This window comes from Rouxiella badensis (genome assembly GCF_026967515.2).
In the GTDB taxonomy this organism is placed as follows: domain Bacteria; phylum Pseudomonadota; class Gammaproteobacteria; order Enterobacterales; family Enterobacteriaceae; genus Rouxiella; species Rouxiella badensis.
In genome coordinates, this window is record NZ_CP114062.1 from 2,964,109 (window position 1) to 2,989,359 (window position 25,251).

Below are 25,251 nucleotides of genomic sequence, written 5' to 3' on the forward strand. Positions count from 1 at the left end.
GAAACAGACTCAATGACCGTGCACCGTCCAGCTCACCAGACGCATTACCACAGGCCGAACCACAAGAATGCAAACGAAGGCCGCAGGCATTGCAACGCGATAGGCATTCATCACATTTGCCATGTAATGATCCCCTGCGCCAAATTCAGCGAACGTGATCACCAGACTCATCATAAACGCCATGATGGTCGCCATATAAAGCGCAAAAACGTAGGGTGAGGTATGCTTGGGAAAGCGGATCCTTGCCGTATTCTTCAGGGTGCTCTGGGTCATCGTTGTCTCCTGCTTTTTTGATAAGTAGCGTAAGAGCGCTTAACCTAACAAGCTCTCCGGTACGGCGGTAGAGGCGCTATGCTTTAATCATTGCTAAGTAAAAATTACGAATGGAGCGTTGAGCATCAATGGATATTCTGGGCCTGATCAATAGCTTTATCCGCGTGGTGGATAACGGCAGCATCGCAGCAGCGGCTCGTGCCCAGGGCATAAGCCCTGCAGCTGTAAGCCAGAGCATCTCGCGGCTCGAAAATCATTTAGGGGTGCGGCTGCTGTCGCGCACTACGCGTAGCATGACGCTCACCGAAAGCGGCAAACGTTATTACGAGAAAGTGCACCACATCCCGCAGGATATCGACCTTGCCTCGCAGGCCGCTGCCGTCGAGACCAAACCTCAGGGGGCGCTGTGTATCGCAACGACCGCCGCCTTTGGCCGTCACGTGCTCGCACCGCGCATGCCTGCGTTTAAAGATGCTTATCCAGATATCGAAATAGAGATCATCAGCACCGATCGCAGCGTCGATCATCGGCTAGAAGGCGTAGATGTCAGCATTCGGATCGAGGCCCAGCTCAACGATCAGCTTATCGCCCGCCCTATTGCCTCAATCCCTTTTGTGTTTTGCGCCGCCCCTGCCTATCTTGACCGCGCAGGCGTACCCGCAACGCCTGAGAACCTGAGCCATCATTCCTGCCTGGTTTTTCGTTATCCCACCGATGGCCGTTTCCTGCCCTGGAGTTTTGTGCGTGACGGCAAACGTTTCAACGCCAAACTGAACCCCGGTTTTATCAGTGATGACATCGATATCATTACGCAAATTGCACTAAACGGCGGCGGCATTGCCCGACTTGCAGGCTTCGTCGCACAACCGTTGATTGATGCGGGAAAGCTGGTAGCGTTATTTACTACTTTTAACGACGACACCGCCCGAGCGGAACCTTTACCGATGAATATCTATGCCTGCGTGACGGAACGTTCGGCGCTCAATGCCAAAGTACGGGCGTTTATTGACTTTCTGGAGGGAATGTAATGCTTTGCTGCAAAGGGTTCAGCAGTGAATTTCAGGCATAAAAAAAGACATCCTGAGATGTCTGAATTCTGGCGCTGCCATATTAATGGCCCTACAGGATTCGAATACACAAAGTATCAATATGTTTTATATAGATAAAATCCTGTTCGATAAAATTTATACCAACATTTATACCAACAGATAAATTTGTTTGAAAATACAGCCCATTATCGCTGGGCCAGCATGCCTGGATAATGCTTGGCAATGATACCATTCATTCGCTCAATCAGCTCGGGCCGCTTGAATATCAGATGTGCGGTACCCTTCTGAAAGTAACTAATGCTGAAAAACCCATCCTCATAAGCTTCCTTCGCCGGGTTATCACGAATATGCTCCATCAACCGAGTAGAGATATCACCACGGTTGTCAGGAATCGGTTTACCATCGAGCAGAAACAGCATTCTCTCCAGGTCAGCCAGTTGATCCCGCCGCCAGCCCCAGTTAAGACTGAATCCCCAGCGGTTATGCGTCACCAGATTATTAATGATGATCTTCTTACCGAAGCAGCATGGGCTATTAGTTTTGTAATCCCACGACAAACCTTTAAACACGTTGATGATCCCACGTTCAAAGACATCCATTTTGTATAGATGTAGCTGCTCAAAAGTACTGAGGATATTAGCCTCACTAATTGCTGGAAGGTCGCCCTCCTCCAGGTTCTTATGCCACTGATCGCGAGCCTGTGCATCCATCAAGGCTATCATGCCGGATTTCAACATCAAATCGCGCCAGATACTGCGGTCGATATTACGGATGATTGCAGGCATAGCTTTATCTACTCTTTCTGTTAGCCAACTATCGTAGCGGTGCCCTGATTTCATAGCCCAGTATTGCGCTGTACCACCGCCGATTTCTGAAGTTAATCGGGAAATGTCATCAAGCTGTTTGATGAGCTGTTCAATCTGCACCAATGCTGCATCACGGCCAGAAACAACACGTTCAATACTGGTCGAAAGTATGAGCTCGTTGTGTTCCGTTAACACGTCGGGTTCTCTTTGCATCGTAAATTTCCCATAAAAGCAAACACGCCTGCTGGGAGTGGCAGGCGCATTATGTAATGAATAAAAAGAGTGGAAAGTACGGAGGTAAAAATCAGGAATGCGGCTCGAAAAGTTTACTTATTCATCAGCCCGGTAGCACGCCTGGCTCTGAGAATATTAGTAGCGGTAAGAAATGGCGCCTGATTCTGCCAGGTGAATCCCTTACGATCGGTGCGAACCAGTTCATAGCGTTCCACCAGGAAATTCACCGCATCAGCGAGCGTGATCCCCGCTTCGATATGTTCCTGTATGACGGCTTCGTCATGGAAAGGAGTATCGTTAAGCACTAATCCGTAATGATGATCTAAAAGATAAGTTAACAGTTGCTGCCAGGTCTGCACGGGCGACAGGCGTGATGAAACCGGCACCGTGGCCGGTACAGTTGAAATTTGCATGGTTTAAGTCCTGATAATGATAGAAGGAAAAAGGAGGTGTTACTGCGTGGCTTAAGCCTGAGGATAGATAGCGATGTAAACGTAGCCGCAGCTACCACGGGTATCTGCTATGCATGTTAATTCATCAAGATGAACTTCTACCTGGTATTGATGATGTGGATTTAGCGCGCCGGAATGCAGCATATTTTCCAGCTTTGTTATAAATAGCGGGAAAGCCTGTTCAAGTTTTTGCAGCTGTTCAGAGGTAAAGCTCCCTATTAATTCGGCACGATCAGCAAGGTAATATAGACAATTGCCCTCCTGCACCAATCGTGCGCCAAATCGTGGAGTGATATCGCTTGGTAGTCCCCATTTATGGGGTGGTATTAATGCCATGAAAACCTCCGTTTAAAGTAAACCATGCTCCGCAAATGAAACTACTTCGTTCCCAACCACAAGGTGATCCAATACCCGCACCTCAACTAGTGCCAGCGCTTTCACTACCTGCTGAGTGACTTGTTTATCTTGCTTGCTAATTTCTGTCGTACCAGACGGATGGTTGTGCGCCAGAATGACTGCGGCTGCATTGTGCTTTAGGGCTAATTTAACCACTTCACGGGGATGTACTTCGGTATGGCTGATCGTGCCGGTAAACAGTATTTCTTGTTCCAGCAAACAGTGCTGGTTGTCGAGGCACATAACAAGAAAGACCTCACGTTCCTGATGGGCCATCTGTAGCCGCAGCCAGTTTTTAGTAAAGCTAGTGGAGGTAAATGGCTCAGTCGGTTGACGCTGATATTTTTCTAACAGTCGTAACGCTCGACGTATGACTCGCTGCTCGTTTGCAGCAAATACTGGGGACAAATCTAATGCAGACATAATTGTTCCTTAAAACATAAGGCTTCACCTATTTATTGGCAAGGCCTCAAGGATAGTGAAAATATTCATGAAGCAAGTTGCAACATATTCTCGGCCATAACCCACAGCGCGCGATTAAGCTTTACATCACCGTCGATACCTTTAACTGCACGGGTGTGGGCGCGTTTGCCTTTGGTCGTTTGCCCCGATAGCCCACCTTTAATGAGATTTTCCTGAATACGCTGATATGTCGTCCACAGGTCGTTGCTCTCATCCTGCCAGCGGCGTGGGGACAGGATCTGCGATTCCGTCACCGGTTGATGCTCTTCACCAAAACGATAGGTTAATGCCGCTTTTGCCATCGCCTGCTGAGCCAGTGGCGGTAGCATCAGCGACTGCATAGTGTCGCGCTTCTCTTCCACTCGATCAAAAACCCCCAGAATCTCGTAGGCCCCCTCAATGACTTTCTCCACCACATTACCTTTATGGGGAACACGCACTTCGCCAAAACTCTCACCGCAAATTAGCCCATTTTGGCAAACAGATCTGAATAGACCCGGCAGCATTTGGTATGAACTGGAGCCGTCGTGGCTGTTAAGCAGAATAATTTCCGGCACCTGCTTGCCGGTGATCTGCCCTTCACGGCGTAGACGAAGCATATGCTTTGTGTGTTCGCGTTTGTTTGGATCTCGCACACGAGTCTGGCAGGCAAAGAATGGCTGGAAACCTTCGCGTTGCAGGTTATCTAGTAGGGTAATCGTTGGAATATAAGTGTATCGGTCGCTGCGTGATTGATGTTTCTCTTCGCTAAAGACACTCGGCACATAATGCGCAAGTTCGTCACGAGTTAGTGGACGGTCACGGCGAACGAGGTTTACGGTGCCAAAACGGGAGGCTAATAGCGCCATAGTAAATTCCTTAATCAGGGGACTTAAACAAAAAAAGGCCATGCGTCCCGAAGGAAGCATGGCCTATGTGAAATACGTCTAATGATCATTGCTGAAAGTATTCTTCAGCAATGCTTCCTACAGCCGACTGAAAACGCTAAAAGGAGTATTGAAATGACTGTTTTTCCTTTACTCTTAACTACGAAGGACGGCAATTCCCATCATACGTGAAGTCGCTACATCAGTTGTTTACCAACGGCCAGTACCCCTACCAGCCAACCAATGCACTGTGGTCCGGCAAGCCAGAAAAGACGCGCTTTTAGCAATCCGGTCATACCTTCACTGGTATAAACTGCGTCCGGCATCAGCCAAAGTCGCAAAGCTGCGCCAATAACCATCCCAATCCCTGGTCCCAGGGTCATCCAGAACAGGTAACTCATTCCCTGCCCAAAGTCCCGGATTTCTCCCGTTGCGCTGAAAACGTTATACAACACAACGATGAGCCCAATAACAAAAGCGAGGGCTAAATATTTAATAATAAGTGCCATTTAGATGTGTCCTTATTTTCTGCACTGCTGTGCGGCGTTCAACATATTGTCCATGAAACCTTGTGGTACATAGCCATACTGATGGTTCATTTTTTGCAACTCTCCATGGGTATATTTGGTTTTGAGGTCATCCCAAATACATCCACAAATAGCGGTAGTACCACCGCCTGATTTGCAGCCACGAATAAACTCGTGTTCATCTTTATCGCCACATCCACTTAGCACGAGCGCAGAAGATAGCGCGCAGAGCAGGAAAAAACCTCTCTGTCGAGATTTTGCAGATAACAATAAATTCATTAATAACTTCCCTTCTGTAAACCTCAGGTATCAGCACCACCGAGTGCATATTTCAGTAATGTTGATCAGAGACTGTCTGACTCAGCGATGCCTTCTTCCGAAAGTGCATGGCTGATATTATTTACCACCGTATGTGGATCGAGTTCGATTTCCGCCAGCCGTTTTCCTGAATCTGGTGCGCCCTTATAAACATCGATGGAAGCAAACGGTTTACCTTCGCCGTTTGTCCCCGCCGAAATCAGATAGCGGGTATCGCCGTTTCTGACCGTAAACTCCTGAAGACTAATAGCCTGATTGCTTTGGTAGGCATAACTGGCGTGATCAGAAGGGATAGTGATACTCATCTCCTTATGGGTATCACCGGTTTTACCAAACGAATACGACACCGACGGCGAGACTATACAAATCTCCACCTCTTTTTTGTGGTTTGCTGTCTTCGCATAAAAAACGGGTTTTGCGCAATGCTGCAAGGCAGCTGGTGGAGGTGCATGCGATATATCCGCATAGGCTGACGGCAGCATTGGAAGCATCAGCCCTGCGCTGAGCAACAAATGGCTAACGATATGTTTCATTTTTTGACTCCTTTTGGTCTGAACTGTTGTTCTGGGTATTTTTCCCCAAAGGTGTAAATGACGTTGCTGATGAAATGAAAATGCGGGAGTGCGCTGATAAAATCCTGATTGGTGATAAGTGCACCAATCTCACTTTTACGATGAAAATGCTGTTCTGAGAGGAAAACAGATGCCACCTCTTCGAGCCGAATGACTCGGATTGCACCCCGCTGGCTGGTGACCAGGTACCAATTCGGATGAGAATAAATCAGTCGATAGGGATCCAGGTCATCATGACGAATTCCTTTCACGAGCAGACTGACCGTCCGATGTTGATAAATGGCCTCGGCAAGCCGTAGGAAGCACTCCGGTGCTGTGCCAACTTGCTGCTGCGTATGCCCTATCAGACAAGGAGAAGTCCCATTTTCATCTATCAGCAATTGCATTAACTTCCGACTTGATGAAGGTATGAGATGTGCTATGCCGGTGTTGCGAACAAACGCCAGTGCACCTGGGGTATGATCGCGCAGAGGATTTTTACTCAGTCGCCAAGTCCCGTGCTCTCCAGTTATATCAAGATGGAAAAGGCGCTGATGAAAATCCCGACGGAGGGTACGTTCAGATACGCCAAACTCGCTCGAGAGCGCCTTCATGGATAGTATTTCACCTGATAGAAGTCGGCTGATAATGACCGAAAGCCTGAGGGCTAATTTGTCATGTCGTTGCGCGAGTTCCTTGGTGTGCATAGGTCCCTCCATAATTTAAAAAACAATAAGTTATTATGCAGGTTGGGCTGGACGGGTTATGTCCGACAGATGAGAAGAGTTGCGGAAAAATAAAATATTCTTGTTGTCCTTAATTCATTGAATAAAATTAAATTAATATAATTTATTCAGATAGCTCCCCTGATGCGGCCACACCCTGTCACCAGCCTTTTAAGTATTGGCATCAATATTCCCCTGAAATTAAAAAAACCAGTGCCACAATGTGGTCGCAACGTTCACCACCCCTTCCCGTAACGTGTTCAGGCAATCGCGTATCATCTTTGGCAGAGGTAGTACTTCCACCACACGACTAAACAGCTTTCCGAGCAGATCACCAAAATCATTTCGGGCCGTTGTTTCAGCATCTAACGTGCGATGCTCCCCTTTTATCTGACTGAACACGCCACTACTGGCCTGAGACGGTAGAGCAAAAATTAGTGTTTCCACCAGACGTGAAAGGTTGTAATTAGTCTTCGCCGAAACGGCATGTACTGGATAAGGTGTGGGGAATTGACGGGAAACGGCAGAGCTTTTGGCTGTAAGTGTCAGCACTTGGCTGTTGGAAGGTTGAGACATTTTCCAGTCCCACTCCTCGGAGGGTTCTGCCTTATCAGCCTGGTTAATGACAAAAACAATACTGCCCGGCGAAACGCCACATTCGAGCAGAAATCGATGAAAGGTTTCATCGGTGGCACTGGCGCGGTCATCGGCCTTGATTACCCAGAGGATGAGGTTGAGCTTCGGCAATTGCTCCTTATAGAGTTGTAGGTATTCTCGGTCAGAGTCCAGGGATTCACCTGCTCCGGGTAGATCAACTAGCGTCAGACAACGTCCACCTGCGTTCAAAGTAAAGCGCAGTGGTTCGCGGGTACAACCTTCCACATTGCTCACGGGGCTTAGGGGTTGTTGGAAAAGCGCATTGCAAAGGGACGATTTACCGGTGCCAGTCTTTCCCATGATACCAATGACCGGTTCGTAATGAATCGCCTGGCGAATCCGATCCAGTATCGTTCGTGAAAGAGCTTCGGGGAGAAGAGATAACTGCTGCTTGAGGGCCTGTATACCCTGTTCGGTTTTATCGGACACATTAACCTCCATTAGGTGAAATGATGAAACGACAGCTAAATCAGCTATCGTTTCAATGGAGGTAATGTAGGTCTGAAATTTTTTGAGTGTGCTTTACGCGAAGTGATAAGTGCTGGATAACCCCTGCGTCCTCACATTAGTGCTATTCCTTAGGCACGAAACTCTTGTAATGATCGTTAATTAGCCTTTCAAGCATATCGCTGATACGTATATCGTAATGAGCAGAAAGTAGATCTAATCGATTTTTTGTTTCATTTTTTAGATAAGTATTAAGCGCTTTTTTATCAGTACGAGATTGGCGGAGTTTCTGTTGATTCCAAGCTTTATTAAGGTTCAGAAGAAATAACTTTTTAGTGTCCTGTGAGTCATCCCATATATCCAGCGCTGCACGCAGAGCAAGGCACCGTTCAGCATGGTTTAGAGGAGTAAACCATGTGCTCAATCCCGGCATTGATGGAGTAGATGAGGGCTTACTTTTAGGGCTATTTCTTTCATCCTGTAGCGATTTAAGGCTATTCCATGCCCAAAGTATCGAATCTTCATCATTAGGCAACCACTTTAAGGGGAGTGGCTTGCTGAAAATATTTTTCCATTGATCTTTTAGACAATCTATCACGCGTTTTTTAAGATCACTCACTGGTCTGTCGTTAATGATAATCCGATCAAAGAATGTAACAATAACGTTTACCCTCTCTTGATGGCTAGATGGTGAATAACTCAATCCAAGGCGAAAATACCAGTTCTCCCCAAACCTTGAGCCTGCTGGAGAGTGAATTCCAAGATCAAAATCATCTACTTTTAAAATATAAGCCCATAACCAGAATGCTGCTCGCTCATCCAGCTTAAGCCAGTCGAAATTTTCCAAGCTGAGAATATTCACATCGTAAGAACCTTCCATTTCAGCCAGCAACTTTTCTTGGCTAACCTTGTCAGGAAAATAATTATTGATGAGAAGATTTGCTGCCATGCGACAACTTTCTGCATCTTGAAGATTCACACTTTCCGCTCTGATGTTTTTAACTACACCTAACCAATACAAATAAAAAACACTGGCCCTGAGATTATTTTTCTTGATAGGTGATTGCCTACTTACATTGTAATCAATAACCATAGGTCGTCCTCAATAAAACTACGAAATGATGATTTAAGTAGTTTTAACATAGCATAACAATGGTTTTATGGTCACCATAAAACTTATCTGGTAGTCATCGTGAAGCACGATTGTAGTTTAACAATGGTTTTCTTTAAGTTTTATAATGGTTAGTTAGTAATGATTTTTTTATCATTTGCTTGGTTTCTTCCTTGGCACTGGCTCTTCATTGCTCTGCAGAGTTCGATTACATGCTTTGATGATACCTTCGATAGAGCGTCCTACACTAATACCCATAGTGCTTAAACTCAATCATAACCTTGGCAAAGAGACGAGGAAAGGATGTTTCATTACGGCCTCATCTGTTCTATAGAAACAGTTGTACTCGCCAGGAATCAAACTTCAGATTATGCATCTTTAGTGATTGCAATCTTTACCTGTAAGCAGATTTGGGCGAAACAGTCTTTAGAAAGAAAATGGGTAATTGCAGAGTTAAAACCCAGGCCATTCTTGCCAAGATATCCGTAGCTGGCTTGATAACCTGGTTAGTGTTCAAGTGATAATCATGTTGGATTGGTAATATAAATAATAAAGAAAGGTTGAATCACGCAGTTAATTTAATTTGTAGATGAACTATCAAGTTGAGTGCAACAACTCAATAGAGAGCTACTTAAAAGCTAATAGTATTACTAGTCTGATCAATCGTTAATTCTGATAGCTATCGTCTATCAACGATGATTCCAATTGAACTGACAAAATAGGTTAGGTAAAACCTGCTTCCAAGATTAAATGCAATGCTCAGATAGTCATACCAATCTCCTTGACCTGCTCCCCTGATATAGTCTTCTTCCCTATGTTACTACCATTCAGTTGCTGCTATATCCGCTTCATTGGTTGCCTACTCATCCCCTGGCAGATCGACGTTGGTTACTGTTTACCTGAGATCTTTAAGCAATGAATATTGCCAGTATTCAAAGTCGTTGAAACAACTTCTAGTTATTTACTGAGATGGCGTCGTTTCTAACCAGAAAAACTAATTCGATGGCATCGAGCCCATATCATAAATAAGTATTTTCTTACGGCTTCGGTAATGAATATGGACAATAACCTACCAGAGTAAATCCCAATGACTCACACCTACAATACTTACTGGCAAAAACGAATTGCCGATACCTTCAGCTGCGCGCTGAAAGCACATAAGCGAGTGTTAGCGCTAAGGGTTGACCTACGTTTACCTGACTGTCCAGCAGCTACTGATGCAGCTGTGATATCCCGTTTTACAGCATCCTTAAAAGCCAGGATTGAAGCGATACAGTCACGAAAACAGCGTGAAGGCAAACGTATCTGGCCGACAACTCTGCATTACGCATGGGCACGTGAGTTCGGTGAGTTAAACGGCAAAAAGCACTATCACCTCGTTTTACTTTTGAATCGGGATACTTGGTGTAGTCCGGGTGATTACAACTCACCAGATTCATTAGCAGGGATGATTAAGCAGGCATGGTGTAGTGCTTTGCAGGTAGATACACAGCAATTCTTGACCCTGGCTCACTTTCCAGTAAGCCCTTCCTCATGGTTAGAGAGCGGGAATGAGACTCAGCTGCAGCAGGCACTAGAACGTGCATCTTATCTCGCCAAAGACCATACCAAAGTTACTGACGACGGAGAGCGCAACTTCGGTTGCAGTCGGGGCTAAATGCTTCGACGTACGTCCCGTCGGCCTGATAACACGAGTCAGGTATTTTTTACCCGCGTCCCTATCATTTGAGGGAGTACCGGCGTGCATTTTACAAACACGCCGGTTTTCTCCCGCAACTGAACATTCAAAGGGAGAGAATAACCATGAACACATTGAACAATGCCCACACTGGCCAGTTTTCCGCCGAAGACCCACTCATCGACATGACGTTTATCACCACATTTACGGGTATGACAGACAAATGGTTTTATAAACTTATTCAAGATGGCGCTTTCCCTAAGCCCATAAAGCTCGGACGCAGCTCACGCTGGTTCAAAAGCGAAGTGGAAAACTGGATGCAGCAGCGTATTGTGGAGTCTCGCAGGTAACCCATCATTCAACTCCAGCACCTTAAAGCCAACGACTCACCTCTTCGACCTTAATCACTCCGCCATTCGGAAACTGCCAGTCTGCCCATACAGGGATGGTCTACACCTGCGTGCCGTTTGGCCGTAAGGAAGAACATGAAGTATGCAAAACCTTTTATTGCCCGTGCCTTATGTGGCAGTCTGAGCTTTCTATTCTACAAAACCGTTCCTTTACAACCGCTACTTCTATCATCCATGCAAAAGCAAGCTGCTCCACTTTCTGAGCGAGTCACCCCACCGCCCGTGTTTGCGCATTGAATATGCGCTAACCATACCTTCACTCATCGATTTACGTGATTCATAATTGCCAGCGAATACCAAATCTTGATTTCCAACTAATCTGTTTTATTTTATGAAGGGCACCAGTCTACCTAGGTATGCCTGTTTCTGGACAAAGTCAATGTGTTCTTCGGCGAATCGTGGCTTTTTCATCGCATTAATCTCTGTTCAGGGGAGTATTTATCATGCAGGAATGCTATTTCTGAATAGAGCCGAATTTTAGAGTAAGGTCACAGGAATAATCTGGGCAACAGGACTTTATCTTCGCTAAGCTAAAAATAGAATCAATGAATCCCGAGTAGCACACAGAGTGAGCCGAAAGAGATGTTTGAGCATCAGTATGATGGGAATAGCCAGCTCATAATGGCATTGCATATGACTGCGCCAAGATGTTTTTAGTCCGTCGTACAAGGCTTGGATGCCTATTCATCCAACCAGAATGCAATGAACACCGATGGAAGAGAGTCCCGTTATAGGCTTACTAATTGTTGATTTTGAACTTTTGCTTTGCAACAGAATGCCATTGCAGGGCCAGGAATATGGTGATCTGATTGGGATTACGGCAAAAAATTTCGATTTGTCCAACAAAGTCTGAAAATTATTAACGTTTTATTAAAACGACCATACCTTATTAAAGATAGCTGGAAATGATAATTTGGAGAATGCATGAGGCTAAATACAATTCGGTTATCTGGTTTTCAATCTTTTGGTCATGAACCTACCGAACTCAGTTTGGAAGATATTACTTATCTAATCGGTCCTAATGGTTCAGGTAAAACTGCAGTACTTCAGGCTTTATGCCGACTCTTTGCGTTCGATCCAACATTGCGTCGTGTCCATCGTTCAGATTTCCATGTTCCTTTTGATGAAGAAGAGGCTCCTCCTGAGCGCCAGTTGTGGGTAGAAGCTGATTTTCTATTTCCCGAACTTGCCGAGGAAGAGGATAACAGTACCGTAGCTCCTCATTTCAGCCACATGCGGCTTGATGAGCAGGAAGGTATTCCTCGTGTGCGTTTCCGCCTCACAGCCACTATGGGAATTGACGGGGATATCGAAGAAAATTTAGTGTATATCTTGGATGTCAATGCTGATGGCTCTCCTCAAAATACCGCTCAGGTCCCACGAGCTGAACGCAATCATATCCAGATCCACTACTTACCTGCCAGACGTGATCCTGCGGACCATATTACTTACGGCGCTAACGCCTTACTCGGGCGTTTGCTTCGCGCCGTACGTTGGGATGCTGAGCGCGATACGATTAAAGGACTGACAGATCAAATAAGCGATAGCCTTGCGGCAAACCCTTCAGTAAATGCTTTTAGTGAGAGTTTGAAAACGACCTGGGCCACTCTACATAAGGGCAAATTTTTTGCTGATCCTAAAATCACATTTGTGGCATCGGAGATTGAAGCGCTGTTGCGACATTTGTCGGTTTCGTTTACCCCCGGTCATGATGGTTCTCTTGTCGACTTTTCGCGTTTAAGTGATGGCCAAAAATCGATGCTTTACCTTTCCTTGGTCCTATCGTCTCAGGCTATTGGTAGAGCAGTGCTCGCCGAGGAAGATGTATCTTTCGATCCCGATAAGTTACGTCCACCGGTCTTTACACTGGTCGCACTTGAGGAACCCGAAAATAGTCTTTCTCCTCATTACCTAGGACGTATCGTCAGTGCTTTGAATACCATGACGAAAAATGCAGATGCACAAGCTCTTATTGCAACTCATGCTCCCACAATGTTGAGTCGAGTTGCCCCTGAGTTAATACGTTATCTGCGGCTTACCGAGGCTAGAAAGACACGTGTCACATGCATCTTATTACCAGAGAAAGCTGATGACGCACACAAATTTGTACGGGAAGCTGTCCAGGCATTTCCTGAGATCTATTTCTCGCGTCTGGTAGTGCTTGGCGAAGGTGATAGTGAAGAGATTGTATTGCCGCGTTTGCTTCAGGCCAAAGGTGCGCCAGTTGATGACTCAGCAGTCACGATAGCTCCATTAGGCGGTAGGCATGTGAATCATTTTTGGCGTTTGCTTTCAGCCTTGCAGATCCCTTATCTGACATTGCTTGATCTCGATGTGGCTCGTTATGCAGCTGGCTGGGGACGAATCAAGTACGTTAATGATCAACTTGCTGCATTTGAGCCAAATAAAGTACTACCAAGCAGTTGGGGCATTTCAAAATGGAATAGCGATGTTACACCAATAAGAACCCATCATTTTTTTGATAATGAGGCTCAAAGTGGGCTGGTGGATATCTTTATCGAGCTTGAGAAAAGAGGTGTGTTTTTTTCCTCCCCAATGGATCTAGACTTTTCCATGCTATTAGCTTATCCAGAAGCCTATAGTGTCGCTAAAGAAAAGCCTGATGAGTCAACAATCAAAGCTGTGCTTGGTAAAAGCTATCATGATGCTTCGCAATATAATGAAAATGAACAGAATTTGTTCGCTACGTATCATCAGCGTTTCAAACTTGGAAGCAAACCAGCAGCACATATTGATGCATTGGGTAAGTTAAGTGACCAAGAATTACTTGCAAAAATGCCTGAGTCGCTTAGCAGACTGGCTGATGCCGTCATCATCAAACTAGAAGAGTTGCCTGAATGATTGCCGTTGAAGCATGGCAACCCGCAAATGGGTTGACGCTTGAACCAAATGCGTTGCGTGCGGTGAAGGAGCATGAGCGTTGCCTTGCGCTCACTGCGGGACCTGGCGCAGGTAAAACTGAAATGCTTGCGCAACGAGCAGACTTCCTTCTACGTACAGGAACATGTCGGTACCCTAAACGAATTCTGGCAATTTCCTTCAAAGTGGATGCGAGCAGAAATCTTAAAGAACGTGTCGAACGGCGATGTGGGGCAAATCTTGCCTCGCGCTTCGACAGTTATACTTTTCATGCATTTGCCAAGCGCATCATTGATCGCTTCAGACTAGTGCTCACGGGAAAAGATGCCTTAGATGCTGGGTATAACATCGTAGACAAAAAACATGCTCCTTCTCGTGTTCAGATAGAATTCGGCGATCTAGTAAGGCTTGCTATTCAGATATTGCAGACCTCCAGAATAGCCCGAAATGCGATTCGACAGACTTATAGCGATGTTTTTTTGGATGAGTTTCAGGATTGCACGAATTTACAGTACGATTTGGTTAAGCTTGCTTTTCAAGGTACTCAAATTCGACTTACTGCAGTGGGTGATACTAAGCAAAAAATTATGAGCTGGGCGGGGGCACTGGATGGAATTTTCCAATCCTTTGCAAATGATTTTAATGCAATACCACTTAACATGTATCGTAATTTCCGCTCTGAGCCACAATTGTTGCGAGTTCAGAACGAAATTATTCGTACGCTTGATCCTGCTTCTGTCATGCCAGATGAACAATTGGATGGCGACGAAGGTGAAGTTTACGCATGGCGTTTTGAAAATAGCCAACAAGAGGCTGTTTATTTGGCGGATCTAATTAATGGTTGGATCAATACAGAGCAATTACCACCTGCTGAAATTGCAGTCCTCGTGTCTAAACAGCTGGATCTCTATGCTAACCATCTTATGGCAGAGCTGCAAGCACGTGGAATTCCATATCGTAACGAGCAGGAAATGCAGGATATTACTGTCGAACCAGCAGCTCGCTTAATCGTAGATTATTTATCTTGCCTCTACGGCCAGCGTGAGCCTAAAGCTTGGATCCGTCTGATGAACCTGTTGACTCCTTTTGCTGACGATGAAATCCAATCCAGTGAGAGAAAGGATCTTGACCGCTTACTAAAAAAACATCGTAAAGAAGTCACGATTGCTGAACTATCTAATTCCCCTTTCTCTGGTTGGTGGGAGTTTGTGAGAGCTTTCTTAAAGCATATCGGCTTCGAAACTCTCGTAGCTTTGTCACCTGATTACGAATCCCGTAAACGCCTGCTTGAAGTTGTCCGCGATACCCGAGTACGAATTGAAGATTTACTAAAGATTGAACCAAATTTGCCTCTAACAATTGGGCGTTTTGCAGATGACCAAGCAGTCCGCATTCTTACAATTCACAAAAGCAAGGGATTGGAATTCGATTCTGTCGTTATCATGGCAGTAGAAAATGAAATTTTCTTTGGTAATCAGAATGAAAATCGCTGCGCATTTTTTGTTGGAGTTTCTCGGGCAAAAAGGAGGTTAGTGCTCACTCATGCAGAACAACGCCAACGCCCTGCTAATTATACCAAACGGTGGAATAGCCATCGTTCTGTTCAAGCAGAGTATATTAGCTACGTCCTGCCATTTGTTAAGTAATATGCATGCATTCATCCAACCGGTCGAAGTGATCTTTAAACTAACCAGATACTCTCTCTGAGTCGCAGAAAAACATTTCGTACTCTATGCACGCCAAGCAAATGATAAACGGCGCTAATTATGGCGTTGATAATCCCACCGTAAGCATGAAAAAATTCGCATAAAAGCTCATTGTCTGTCTAGCAATTCACTTCTTGATTTAAACATAATTTTTATGCAAAAATCATGAAGTACTCACTTAGGAGATTTCATTTATGAGCGCACCGCAATGCAGAACAGTTTCTCAGCAGGATTCACAGCCATTTTTGGCGAAAATGGGAATTGATGAGCAGGACATCGTCCAAGCGTTAACGGCCGCTCTTTATGAAAGACGCCGCTCCACAAAGCTTCATCCTGTTATTGATGGTGGTTTCCGTTTCTGGAGCGAGTTGGTGGCTTCCTTACGCAGTGTACTGATTGCTAAAGATAACGGTTGGATTATGGTACGCCGGAATCGCATGGAGTTGGTGTCTAATCCGACACATGGTATTAATATGATTATCACATCGGGCGATAAAGACACGGGGTTAGCCGATGGTTGGCCGAAGACCAAAAATGCGAAAGGGGAAGCTACTATGAGTATCGTGAGTAGCAACTCAGATACAATTGAGATGTTTCCTTTAGAACACCCCTTCACTTCAAACGATGGGCTGATACCTGTTGTATCTGCTGATGGAACCAAAACTTATATTGTGCTTTATTTCTACGATGCAGGTAAGAAAGAAATTCGCTGTGAGATTTCTTTCCCTGTTGGCATGAAAATAGTGAACGGGTTCGCTAAGGTTAATTACTGGAGTGAACGGCTGATTATCAGTCCTCTGCCCTTTGATGGCGCAGACATCTTCCCTGAGGAAGATTTCACTGATGATGTTTCGATTTCCATAGATATGAAATGAACACTAACAATAAAGAAAACAAGCAGTTATTTAATCCATCCCGACTAAAACTGGCAAGAATTCGTAGAAAATTGACTCTAAAAGAACTTGCTGAAGCGATGGGGCTCTCCTCACGCATTGTTATCGAATATGAAAAAGAGTACTGCTTGTATGAACCGACAACAGCCACTGTTGCCGCTTACTCAGAAGCGTTGCGTTATCCTGAGTCTTTTTTCTTTGGGGATGACCTGGAAACGATAGATCCGTCTACAGTATCTTTCAGATCACTACGCAGAACGAAAGCAGCAGATCAACATGCAGCAATCGGTGCTGGGGGACTAGGGGTCATAGTTGCGAGTTACTTCGACGCCAGATTTAATCTGCCATTACCGGCCCTTCCTGACATGCGAGATACAGCACCAGAATCTGCAGCTGAGGCGCTGAGAGAGGAGTGGCATCTTGGAAAAAAAAGCATTCCTAATATGGTTCACCTTCTTGAAAAAAATGGTATTAAGGTTTTTTTCTTGTCAGAGAACACCGTTGATATTGATGCATTTTCCTTCTGGAAGGGCAATACACCTTATATTTTCTTGAACACAAAAAAGACAGGTGAAAGAAGTCGGTTTGACGCTGCTCATGAATTAGGCCACTTGGTTATGCACCGTCATGGCGTTCTGAAAGGAGCAGACATCGAGAAAGAAGCAGATGCATTTGCTTCAGCCTTTCTGATGCCTAAAGAGAATGTGCTTGCGGTCAAAATGGCAGTTCCCACACTCGAAAAAATAATTCAGCTTAAAGCGAATTGGAAAGTTTCGGCATTCGCGTTGATCGTTCGTATGCGTAACCTAGGTGGGCTATCAGAATGGCAGTACAATAGTTTACTGCGAGATGCTTCAGCCAAAGGCTACCGATATGGAGAACCTGGTGGTATTGAAAGGGAAAAATCGCTCATAATTGATAAGGTTTTATCAATGCTTCAATCCGAAGGTGTAACATTACCTGTTATGTCTAAAAAGTTGAATATTCCTCTAGATGAACTATCAAGTCTCTTATTTGGCGTAGCTACAATCAGTGGCGGGGGGCATTCATCCCCTACTCGCCCTGCACCCCTTAAACTTGTATAGACATTATCAATGATTTTACCCTTACACTATCCCTACCTCGCTAACGCCTTCTCTAGACGCGATGGGAGCCATCAAAGAGCAGTGTTACCTTTACACACGTGAATGTGTAAACATGTGAGTATGAAACTGACGCAAATCAGGGATTAAAGGACACAGAAGAGAAATTTCATAGCCGCAAAAGTGACTTGATTTCCTTTGTTCCAAACTATTTGTGATAGTAGTTATCGCAGGTATGATTTTGTGATAACTATTTCTAAACCAAATTTGTAACGGTGCATTACACACTGCCAACAATTGATTTTTTCAAGGATTTTAATGGACAACAACGAACAGCTATTTCTGAACGAGCTGGATAACAAATTTTGGAAAGCCGCTGATAAATTGCGCTCTAATATGGATGCCGCCAACTATAAGCATGTCGTTCTGGGGCTCATCTTCCTGAAATATGTATCCGATGCATTTGAAGCTCGTCAGCAGGAGTTGCTTACATTATTTCGTGATGTCGGGAATCCGGACAACATCTACACCATGCCTCGCGAAAATTACGCGTCTGATGAAGATTACGCTCAGGCGATACAGGACGAGCTGGAAGTCGAAGACTACTACGTTGAAAAGAACGTCTTCTGGGTACCCAAGGCTGCCCGTTGGGACATGCTGAAAAGTAAAGCAACCTTACCAATTGGTACTGTGCTTTGGGTGGATAAAACCGGGCAGGAATTGATCCTTCGCTCTGTTTCATGGCTGATTGATAACGCGCTGGATAAAATTGAAGAATCGAACGAAAAACTGAAAGGTATCCTTAACCGTATCAGCCAATTTCAGCTGAGTAATGACGTATTGATCGGCCTGATTAATACCTTCTCAGATGCGAACTTCAATAATCCTGAATATAACGGTGAGAAGTTACAGCTTAAAAGTAAAGATATTCTCGGCCACGTTTACGAATATTTCCTCGGGCAATTTGCACTGGCAGAAGGTAAACAAGGCGGTCAGTACTACACGCCAAAAAGTATCGTTACGCTGATTGTTGAAATGCTGCAGCCGTATAAAGGCCGCGTGTATGACCCGGCGATGGGTTCAGGTGGGTTCTTTGTTTCCAGTGACCGTTTTATTGAAGAGCACGCAGGCGAGAAGCATTACAACGCCGCCGAGCAAAAACGTAATATCTCGGTATACGGTCAGGAATCTAACCCCACCACCTGGAAGCTGGCGGCGATGAACATGGCAATTCGTGGCATCGACTTCAACTTTGGTAAGAAAAACGCTGACACCCTACTGGATGACCAACACCCTGATTTACGCGCCGACTTCGTGATGGCTAACCCGCCATTCAACATGAAAGAGTGGTGGAGCGCCAAGCTGGAAAATGATACACGATGGAAATACGGCACACCACCGCAAGGAAACGCCAACTTTGCATGGATGCAGCATATGATCCACCACCTAGCCCCGAAGGGCTCGATGGCGCTGCTGCTGGCCAATGGCTCAATGAGCTCCAACACCAATAATGAAGGCGATATCCGCCGAAACTTGGTCGAAGCCGATCTGGTGGAATGTATGGTGGCGCTGCCAGGCCAATTGTTTACCAATACCCAGATCCCGGCCTGCATCTGGTTCCTGACCAAAGATAAATCGGGCGGCAACGGCAAAGCTCATCGCAAAAGCGAAGTGCTATTCATTGATGCTCGTCAGATTGGCTATATGAAAGATCGCGTACTGCGCGATTTTACCCGCGAGGATATCGCCAAAATTGCCGATACTTTCCACGCTTGGCAGACGGATATAGATTACGAAGATGAAGCCGGATTCTGCTTCTCTGCAACGCTTGATGATATCCAAAAGAATGACTTTGTGCTGACCCCAGGGCGCTATGTTGGCGCGGCTGAGCAGGAAGAAGACGATGAGCTTTTTGCAGAGAAGATGGCCCGGCTGACGGCTCAGCTTAAAGATCAACTAGAAGAAAGTGCAAAGCTGGAAGCACAGATTAGGGCGAATCTAGGGGGGCTGGGTTATGAGTTCTGAATGGATTAATACCATATTAGGGGATTTTCTAAACCTTAAACGTGGCTACGATTTGCCAAAAACAAAACGTAAAGACGGTAATGTCCCTATTATTTCATCCTCTGGCTATTCTGGTGTTCATGACAAATCAATGGCCAAAGGACCTGGGGTTGTGACTGGTCGATATGGTACGATTGGTGAAGTTTTTTATATCCCTGAAGACTATTGGCCACTGAACACAACACTTTATATTGAGGATTTTAAAGGGAATTCGCCACTTTTTTCTTATTATTTACTACAGACAATCGATTTTCATGCTTACAGTGATAAAGCTGCTGTGCCTGGTATTAATAGAAATCATGTTCATATGGCAAATGTCAGAGTGCCTAATTCAATTATTACTCAGGAGAGGATTGCATCGTTCTTAAAAAAAATTGAAGATAAAATTACTTCTAATAAAAAAATCAACCAAACCCTTGAACAAATGGCTCAAGCGCTTTTCAAAAGTTGGTTTGTCGATTTTGAACCAGTAAAAGCCAAAATCGCGGTGCTAGAAGCTGGTGGTTCTCAGGAAGAGTCAACTCTTGCGGCAATGACGGCTATTTCTGGGAAAGATGCTGATTCACTGGTTGTTCTTGAACAAGAAAAGCCTGAAAAATTTGCCGAGTTAAAAGCCACGGCTGAGCTGTTTCCTTCGGCTATGCAGGATAGTGAGCTGGGAGATTTACCGGCTGGGTGGAACACAGGTCCATTGAGTGACATTGCTATTTTTTCAAAAGGAAAAATCGAAGTATCAAAACTAACTACTGATACATATATTTCAACAGAAAATATGCTTGAGAATAAAATAGGAATTTCTCAGGCATCATCTTTACCCTCTGCAAATACTGTTCCTAACTTCAGTGCAGGGAATATATTAATTTCTAATATACGTCCCTATTTCAAGAAGATTTGGCTTGCTAGTTTTTCTGGTGGCAGATCTGCGGATGTTTTGGCATTTGAGGGTAAAACAAACATTACAGTTGAATTTTTATACAACCTTCTCTATCAAGATGTCTTTTTTGATTTCATGATGTTGACTTCAAAAGGCGTTAAAATGCCTCGTGGAGATAAAACAGCCATTATGGGATGGCCTTGCATACAACCGGAAGAAAAGCTTTTGAAAGTTTTCTCAAGAAGAGTAAAGCAATTTTATTTTTATATAGAAAGCCATAATTCAGAAAATAAATACCTTACCGAACTCCGAAACACCCTGCTTCCAAAACTTCTTACGGGTGAATTTGATTTAGCAACAGAAAATAAAAACTGTTCGCAGAATCATGAGGTAAGCCGTAATGAATAATATACCAGAGAATTATTGGGATAAAATCCCCAAATGGGATGGCCACAATCCACACAAAAGTTTTACTATAACTGCTGATAACTTCAGTGGAAGAATACCAGTGACTCGCCTAGAAGACTGGCATGAATTTACTCATCTACTCGAAAATGAAATATTTAATCAACCAGACTTACAATTTGTTTTTAGAGGACATAGACGTTTTGATTGGAGCATGACGCCAACTTTGGGAAGAGTCACACCTAATGGCATTGTCACTAAAGAACTTGCCGGACGCCAATTGGCTCTATTCAGGAAGGCAATCCGAGGTCGTATCAAAGATCATAGTTTATTAGAAGATGATCAAGAAGATGAACTATGGTCGATAGGCCAACACCATGGCTTAATGACACCATTACTTGATTGGACTTACTCACCTTATGTTGCACTCTTCTTTGCATTTTGCAAAGAAGATCAACTTGATGAAGATGAAAATCCCTATCGCTCTGTTTATGTTTTAAATAAAACATTTATAGCTGATAACGATTCATGTCAGGATATTAGGCTTTTTGAACCTAAAAAAGATGATCATGGTAGACTTGTCAGTCAAGCAGGATTGTTCACTTACTCTCCTCACGATGCAACTATTGAGAATAAATTAGCAGAAATTTTAAGTAACGAAGATGTCCACGATGAGGATTTATCTTCTGCATCTGAGGATGAAGAAGCATTTATTCTTGCTAAGTATATATGTAAAATATACATAAAAAATGAAAATCAAAACGATTGCTTGAAATATTTACGTCGGATGAACGTTCATCATGCTAGTCTTTTCCCAGATTTAATTGGGGCTGCTGATTATTGTAATATATTCATTTCAGAAATTGAGAAATCAAACAATAGGAAACAAGAAAAACACCTTAACTACTCCACTGTTACAGCCGAAAATAGTGACTATGAAGTTATTGAAAAAAATAGAGAATTCAACTCCTCAAGCTCGATTTTTGATTTATTACTGACCCCACCAGAAGCTAAAAACTTTGACGCCGAGAGATTAAAATTTATAGCCAATGAAATATCAAATACTCTAGTTAAAGGTAAATTAATTGACTGGGAAGATCGTGAATCTTTGAAAGATAGTATGTTAGCAAAGACTAGAATTATTTTAAGGAGATCTGGATATCCTGAGTCAGCTAGAGGGTTTATCACTTCTAATATTCTTCAAATAGATTTAGACTCAGGTAGTAAAGGAAAGAAAAATGAATGAATCAGCATTAGAAAATTTATGTCTAGATTGGTTTGTCAAGCAAGGGTGGGAAGAGTTATATGGGCCTGATATCGCACCAGATGGCAACAATCCGCTGCGTATTTCATTCCACGATGTATTTCTGCGTCCGGTGTTACGGGAGCAACTGACGAAACTGAATCCACACCTTCCCGCTAGTGTTTGCGATGAAGTGCTCGCCCGTATCACCCGTGCTGGAAGCCCGGATATCGTCGCCAGTAATAAAGCGTTCCATCATCTACTTCTCGCCGGAGTTCCGATCGAATATAAACGTGATGACAAAGTCATTCACGATACTGCCCTGCTGATGGATTTTAATCATCCGGCAAATAACCGTTTCACGGTGGTCAATCAGGTGGCCATCAGCGGTACAAAACAATTGCGTCGCCCTGATGTGATTTGTTATATCAACGGATTTCCGGTCGCGGTTATTGAGCTGAAAAGTCCGATTGATGCTAACGCCGATATCTGGACCGCATTCAATCAGCTTCAAACTTATAAAAACGAAATCAGCGATCTATTTATTTGTAATGAAGCATTGGTGATCAGCGATGGTTATAACGCACGAATTGGCTCTCTGACCGCTGACGAAGAACGTTACTTACCATGGAAAACCATCAACAACGAAGACGATAAGCCGCTACTAGATTGGCAACTAGAAACCGTTGTTAAAGGTTTCTTTAACCGCGAGTTGCTGCTCGATTACATACGTTATTTCATTCTGTTTGAATATGATGGCAAACACCTGATCAAGAAAATTGCAGCATATCATCAATTTCATGCCGTGCGTGAAGCGGTGAATGCGACCATCGTCGCTTCCACCGGTAAATTTTTTCCACTGCGCAGTGATATCAAACCCGGCAGTAAAAAAGCCGGTGTTATTTGGCATACGCAAGGTTCGGGTAAGAGCATTTCCATGTGCTGCTATGCCGGGAAACTATTGCAGCAGGCAGAGATGAACAACCCGACCATCGTGGTGGTAACTGACCGCAACGATCTGGATGGGCAGCTCTACGCCACTTTCTATCAGGCCAAAGATCTGTTGAAGCAAGAGCCGCAGCAAGCCCGTGACCGTGACCAGTTACGCGAAATGCTGGCTGCCCGCGAATCCGGCGGCATCATCTTCACCACGGTTCAGAAGTTTGCGCCATTGGATGACGAAAAAGTACATCCGCCACTGAACGCGCGTGACAACATCGTGGTGATTTCTGATGAAGCCCACCGCAGCCAGTATGGATTGAGTGCCACGCTGGACACAGAAACCGGTGCCTATAAATACGGTTACGCCAAACACATGCGAGATGCATTACCGAATGCCTCATTTATGGGCTTTACCGGCACACCAGTTTCTTCTGAAGACAAAGATACCCGCGCAGTATTTGGTGACTACGTTTCAATTTACGACATTCAGGATGCCGTAGAAGACGGTGCAACCGTACAGATTTTCTATGAGTCCCGACTGGCAAAACTCGACCTTAACCACGAAGAGCTGGAAGAACTTTCAAACCAGGTCGATGAACTGGTTGAAGACGAAGAAACCGACCAAAAAGAAAAAACTAAAGGTGACTGGAGCCGTCTGGAGAAGCTAGTGGGTTCAGAGTCCCGTATTCATCAGGTCGCTGCTGATCTGGTTAAACATTTTGAAGCACGTAACGCGACGATGGATGGCAAAGCAATGGTTGTTGCCATGAGCCGTGACATCTGCGTGCGGCTTTATAATGCTCTGGTAGCACTGCGGCCAGAATGGCATAACGAAGATGTCGAAAAAGGCGGACTCAAAGTCATCATGACAGGCACGGCTTCTGACAAAGAACATCTTCAGTCGCACATTTATAATAAGCAGACAAAAAAACGTCTCGAAACGAGATTTAAGGACCTGAACGATCCTTTGAAAATCGTGATTGTGCGCGATATGTGGTTGACGGGATTTGATGCACCTTGTTGCCACACCATGTATATCGACAAGCCCATGCGCGGCCATAACCTAATGCAGGCCATCGCACGCGTGAACCGCGTGTTCAAAGATAAACCCAGCGGTCTGGTGGTAGATTACATCGGCATCGCTAATGAACTGAAAGATGCTCTGAATACCTACACAGACTCGAAAGGTAAAGGCCAAACGACCGTTGATACTAAAGAAGCCTTTTCTGTGCTGTTGGAAAAACTCGATATTATTCATGGCATGTTTGCCAAAACGGCAACAGACCCAGGTTTCGATTATTCAGCGTTTGAAAATAATCCACAGCGAGTGCTTCTCGATGCAGCAAACTACATTCTCGGACTCGATGACGGTAAAAAGCGTTATTTCGATGTAGTGCTGGCACTGAATAAATCCTGGTCACTATGTAGTACGCTGGATGAAGCGAAACCGTTGCAGAAGGAACTCGCCTTTTTATCTGCAGTGAAGGTTGCCATAATAAAGTTGACCACCACCGATAAAAAATTCAGCCAATCCGAGAAAAACTCACTACTCAGCCGTATTCTAGATAATGCCATCATCGCGACCGGTGTTGACGATGTATTCGCACTAGCCGGTCTAGATAAGCCTAACATCGGCTTACTTTCTGATGAGTTTTTACAAGAAGTACACGATATGCCACAGCGCAACCTGGCGGTTGAATTACTTCAAAAGCTTCTGAATGATGGTATTCACGCCCGAGCAAATAACAACGTCGTTCAGGAAAAAAAATACTCTGATCGTTTGAGATCGGTGCTGCTCAAATACAATAACCGCGCCATTGAAACCGCACAGGTAATCGAAGAGCTGATCCAGATGGCCAAAGAATTTCAGGCTGCTATGGCACGTGATGATGCTCTGGGTCTGAACCCTGATGAAATTGCCTTCTATGATGCGCTGGCGGAAAACGAAAGTGCTGTTCGGGAGCTAGGGGATGATATTCTCAAGAAACTAGCAATTGAAGTGACGGCTCAGTTACGTAAATCCACTACCGTTGACTGGCAGGTACGTGAAAGCGTGCGTGCGCGGTTGCGGATTCTGGTACGTCAGACATTGCGTAAATATAAATATCCACCAGATAAAACCGCTGGTGCAGTTGAGCTGATACTTAAACAGGCTGAGGTTGTTTCAAATAGTTGGACAGTTTGATAAATTACATAAGAA

Annotated in this window: 23 protein-coding genes; 11 read left to right on the forward strand and 12 right to left on the reverse strand. The window is 44.6% G+C overall.

Annotated features, from left to right (window positions below; translation table 11 throughout):
* Window positions 1-9: 9 nt before the first annotated feature.
* Window positions 10-273 carry a DUF2798 domain-containing protein gene (locus O1V65_RS13740; RefSeq protein WP_017492637.1) on the reverse strand — a complete coding sequence of 88 codons (264 nt, stop codon included), beginning with the start codon at window positions 271-273 and terminating at the stop codon, window positions 10-12.
* A 128-nt stretch (window positions 274-401) separates the two neighbouring features.
* Here O1V65_RS13740 and O1V65_RS13745 point away from each other — a divergent pair, with 128 nt between their 5' ends.
* Window positions 402-1,301, forward strand: a complete 900-nt coding sequence (locus O1V65_RS13745; protein ID WP_269129791.1) for a LysR family transcriptional regulator — start codon at window positions 402-404, stop codon at window positions 1,299-1,301.
* Between the two features lie 206 nt (window positions 1,302-1,507).
* Here the strand turns inward: O1V65_RS13745 and O1V65_RS13750 are convergent, their stop codons facing one another.
* The 11 genes from O1V65_RS13750 to O1V65_RS13800 all read right to left on the reverse strand — a co-directional run bounded on the left by O1V65_RS13750 (window position 1,508) and on the right by O1V65_RS13800 (window position 8,856).
* Window positions 1,508-2,341 (reverse strand): DUF4942 domain-containing protein, encoded by an 834-nt coding sequence (locus tag O1V65_RS13750; RefSeq protein ID WP_269129792.1) that lies wholly within the window; start codon window positions 2,339-2,341, stop codon window positions 1,508-1,510.
* A 113-nt stretch (window positions 2,342-2,454) separates the two neighbouring features.
* A complete protein-coding gene (locus O1V65_RS13755; RefSeq protein ID WP_269129793.1) occupies window positions 2,455-2,775 on the reverse strand; it encodes a TA system toxin CbtA family protein in 321 nt (106 codons plus the stop codon).
* Between the two features lie 51 nt (window positions 2,776-2,826).
* Window positions 2,827-3,150, reverse strand: a complete 324-nt coding sequence (locus O1V65_RS13760; protein ID WP_269129794.1) for a type IV toxin-antitoxin system YeeU family antitoxin — start codon at window positions 3,148-3,150, stop codon at window positions 2,827-2,829.
* A 12-nt stretch (window positions 3,151-3,162) separates the two neighbouring features.
* Complete coding sequence (gene radC, locus O1V65_RS13765; protein WP_269129795.1) at window positions 3,163-3,633, reverse strand: RadC family protein; 471 nt, start codon at window positions 3,631-3,633, stop codon at window positions 3,163-3,165.
* 65 nt (window positions 3,634-3,698) lie between these two features.
* Window positions 3,699-4,520, reverse strand: coding sequence for a DUF932 domain-containing protein (locus tag O1V65_RS13770; protein WP_269129796.1), 822 nt, complete (start codon window positions 4,518-4,520; stop codon window positions 3,699-3,701).
* A gap of 215 nt (window positions 4,521-4,735) precedes the next feature.
* A complete protein-coding gene (locus tag O1V65_RS13775; protein ID WP_269129797.1) occupies window positions 4,736-5,047 on the reverse strand; it encodes a hypothetical protein in 312 nt (103 codons plus the stop codon).
* Between the two features lie 12 nt (window positions 5,048-5,059).
* A complete protein-coding gene (locus O1V65_RS13780) occupies window positions 5,060-5,344 on the reverse strand; it encodes a hypothetical protein (RefSeq protein ID WP_269129798.1) in 285 nt (94 codons plus the stop codon).
* 65 nt (window positions 5,345-5,409) lie between these two features.
* The gene (locus O1V65_RS13785) at window positions 5,410-5,916 is read right to left on the reverse strand and encodes a hypothetical protein (protein ID WP_269129799.1); all 507 of its coding nucleotides are present in this window, start codon (window positions 5,914-5,916) and stop codon (window positions 5,410-5,412) included.
* A complete protein-coding gene (locus tag O1V65_RS13790) occupies window positions 5,913-6,641 on the reverse strand; it encodes a helix-turn-helix transcriptional regulator (protein WP_269129800.1) in 729 nt (242 codons plus the stop codon). The genes O1V65_RS13785 and O1V65_RS13790 overlap by 4 nt, the downstream gene beginning before the upstream one ends.
* Window positions 6,642-6,860: 219 nt before the next feature.
* Window positions 6,861-7,745 carry a GTPase family protein gene (locus tag O1V65_RS13795; RefSeq protein ID WP_269129801.1) on the reverse strand — a complete coding sequence of 295 codons (885 nt, stop codon included), beginning with the start codon at window positions 7,743-7,745 and terminating at the stop codon, window positions 6,861-6,863.
* A gap of 142 nt (window positions 7,746-7,887) precedes the next feature.
* Window positions 7,888-8,856, reverse strand: a complete 969-nt coding sequence (locus O1V65_RS13800) for a hypothetical protein (protein WP_269129802.1) — start codon at window positions 8,854-8,856, stop codon at window positions 7,888-7,890.
* A gap of 1,105 nt (window positions 8,857-9,961) precedes the next feature.
* On the opposite strand from O1V65_RS13800, the gene O1V65_RS13805 reads away from it, so the two are divergent.
* The 10 genes from O1V65_RS13805 to O1V65_RS13850 all read left to right on the forward strand — a co-directional run bounded on the left by O1V65_RS13805 (window position 9,962) and on the right by O1V65_RS13850 (window position 25,236).
* Window positions 9,962-10,531, forward strand: coding sequence for an inovirus Gp2 family protein (locus O1V65_RS13805; protein ID WP_269129803.1), 570 nt, complete (start codon window positions 9,962-9,964; stop codon window positions 10,529-10,531).
* Between the two features lie 146 nt (window positions 10,532-10,677).
* Entirely contained in the window at window positions 10,678-10,902 is a 225-nt protein-coding gene (locus O1V65_RS13810; RefSeq protein WP_269129804.1) for a helix-turn-helix transcriptional regulator, read from the forward strand.
* Between the two features lie 984 nt (window positions 10,903-11,886).
* Window positions 11,887-13,824: an ATP-dependent nuclease gene (locus O1V65_RS13815; protein ID WP_269129805.1), complete on the forward strand. Its 1,938-nt coding sequence runs from the start codon at window positions 11,887-11,889 to the stop codon at window positions 13,822-13,824.
* Window positions 13,821-15,488 carry a UvrD-helicase domain-containing protein gene (locus O1V65_RS13820; RefSeq protein WP_269129806.1) on the forward strand — a complete coding sequence of 556 codons (1,668 nt, stop codon included), beginning with the start codon at window positions 13,821-13,823 and terminating at the stop codon, window positions 15,486-15,488. The genes O1V65_RS13815 and O1V65_RS13820 overlap by 4 nt, the downstream gene beginning before the upstream one ends.
* Before the next feature lie 254 nt (window positions 15,489-15,742).
* Window positions 15,743-16,423, forward strand: a complete 681-nt coding sequence (locus tag O1V65_RS13825; protein WP_269129807.1) for a hypothetical protein — start codon at window positions 15,743-15,745, stop codon at window positions 16,421-16,423.
* Window positions 16,420-17,526: a helix-turn-helix domain-containing protein gene (locus O1V65_RS13830; protein WP_269129808.1), complete on the forward strand. Its 1,107-nt coding sequence runs from the start codon at window positions 16,420-16,422 to the stop codon at window positions 17,524-17,526. The genes O1V65_RS13825 and O1V65_RS13830 overlap by 4 nt, the downstream gene beginning before the upstream one ends.
* A gap of 315 nt (window positions 17,527-17,841) precedes the next feature.
* On the forward strand, window positions 17,842-19,548 hold the full coding sequence (locus O1V65_RS13835; protein ID WP_269129809.1) for a class I SAM-dependent DNA methyltransferase: 1,707 nt from the start codon (window positions 17,842-17,844) through the stop codon (window positions 19,546-19,548).
* On the forward strand, window positions 19,538-20,869 hold the full coding sequence (locus O1V65_RS13840) for a restriction endonuclease subunit S (RefSeq protein WP_269129810.1): 1,332 nt from the start codon (window positions 19,538-19,540) through the stop codon (window positions 20,867-20,869). The genes O1V65_RS13835 and O1V65_RS13840 overlap by 11 nt, the downstream gene beginning before the upstream one ends.
* Entirely contained in the window at window positions 20,862-22,112 is a 1,251-nt protein-coding gene (locus O1V65_RS13845) for an FRG domain-containing protein (protein WP_269129811.1), read from the forward strand. Before O1V65_RS13840 ends, O1V65_RS13845 begins: the two co-directional genes overlap by 8 nt.
* Complete coding sequence (locus O1V65_RS13850; protein WP_269129812.1) at window positions 22,105-25,236, forward strand: type I restriction endonuclease subunit R; 3,132 nt, start codon at window positions 22,105-22,107, stop codon at window positions 25,234-25,236. The genes O1V65_RS13845 and O1V65_RS13850 overlap by 8 nt, the downstream gene beginning before the upstream one ends.
* The last annotated feature ends 15 nt before the right edge of the window (window positions 25,237-25,251 follow it).

What these genes read in the sequence shown, in the direction of transcription:
- O1V65_RS13800 (WP_269129802.1), bottom strand. Translation starts at nt 8,856, where the DNA reads ATGGTTATTGATTACAATGTAAGTAGGCAATCACCTATCAAGAAAAAT.
- O1V65_RS13840 (WP_269129810.1), top strand. Translation starts at nt 19,538, where the DNA reads ATGAGTTCTGAATGGATTAATACCATATTAGGGGATTTTCTAAACCTT.
- O1V65_RS13830 (WP_269129808.1), top strand. Translation starts at nt 16,420, where the DNA reads ATGAACACTAACAATAAAGAAAACAAGCAGTTATTTAATCCATCCCGA.
- O1V65_RS13810 (WP_269129804.1), top strand. Translation starts at nt 10,678, where the DNA reads ATGAACACATTGAACAATGCCCACACTGGCCAGTTTTCCGCCGAAGAC.
- O1V65_RS13845 (WP_269129811.1), top strand. Translation starts at nt 20,862, where the DNA reads ATGAATAATATACCAGAGAATTATTGGGATAAAATCCCCAAATGGGAT.
- O1V65_RS13780 (WP_269129798.1), bottom strand. Translation starts at nt 5,344, where the DNA reads ATGAATTTATTGTTATCTGCAAAATCTCGACAGAGAGGTTTTTTCCTG.
- O1V65_RS13825 (WP_269129807.1), top strand. Translation starts at nt 15,743, where the DNA reads ATGAGCGCACCGCAATGCAGAACAGTTTCTCAGCAGGATTCACAGCCA.
- O1V65_RS13820 (WP_269129806.1), top strand. Translation starts at nt 13,821, where the DNA reads ATGATTGCCGTTGAAGCATGGCAACCCGCAAATGGGTTGACGCTTGAA.
- O1V65_RS13745 (WP_269129791.1), top strand. Translation starts at nt 402, where the DNA reads ATGGATATTCTGGGCCTGATCAATAGCTTTATCCGCGTGGTGGATAAC.
- O1V65_RS13835 (WP_269129809.1), top strand. Translation starts at nt 17,842, where the DNA reads ATGGACAACAACGAACAGCTATTTCTGAACGAGCTGGATAACAAATTT.
- O1V65_RS13815 (WP_269129805.1), top strand. Translation starts at nt 11,887, where the DNA reads ATGAGGCTAAATACAATTCGGTTATCTGGTTTTCAATCTTTTGGTCAT.
- O1V65_RS13805 (WP_269129803.1), top strand. Translation starts at nt 9,962, where the DNA reads ATGACTCACACCTACAATACTTACTGGCAAAAACGAATTGCCGATACC.
- O1V65_RS13785 (WP_269129799.1), bottom strand. Translation starts at nt 5,916, where the DNA reads ATGAAACATATCGTTAGCCATTTGTTGCTCAGCGCAGGGCTGATGCTT.
- radC (WP_269129795.1), bottom strand. Translation starts at nt 3,633, where the DNA reads ATGTCTGCATTAGATTTGTCCCCAGTATTTGCTGCAAACGAGCAGCGA.
- O1V65_RS13775 (WP_269129797.1), bottom strand. Translation starts at nt 5,047, where the DNA reads ATGGCACTTATTATTAAATATTTAGCCCTCGCTTTTGTTATTGGGCTC.
- O1V65_RS13790 (WP_269129800.1), bottom strand. Translation starts at nt 6,641, where the DNA reads ATGCACACCAAGGAACTCGCGCAACGACATGACAAATTAGCCCTCAGG.
- O1V65_RS13760 (WP_269129794.1), bottom strand. Translation starts at nt 3,150, where the DNA reads ATGGCATTAATACCACCCCATAAATGGGGACTACCAAGCGATATCACT.
- O1V65_RS13770 (WP_269129796.1), bottom strand. Translation starts at nt 4,520, where the DNA reads ATGGCGCTATTAGCCTCCCGTTTTGGCACCGTAAACCTCGTTCGCCGT.
- O1V65_RS13755 (WP_269129793.1), bottom strand. Translation starts at nt 2,775, where the DNA reads ATGCAAATTTCAACTGTACCGGCCACGGTGCCGGTTTCATCACGCCTG.
- O1V65_RS13750 (WP_269129792.1), bottom strand. Translation starts at nt 2,341, where the DNA reads ATGCAAAGAGAACCCGACGTGTTAACGGAACACAACGAGCTCATACTT.
- O1V65_RS13850 (WP_269129812.1), top strand. Translation starts at nt 22,105, where the DNA reads ATGAATGAATCAGCATTAGAAAATTTATGTCTAGATTGGTTTGTCAAG.
- O1V65_RS13740 (WP_017492637.1), bottom strand. Translation starts at nt 273, where the DNA reads ATGACCCAGAGCACCCTGAAGAATACGGCAAGGATCCGCTTTCCCAAG.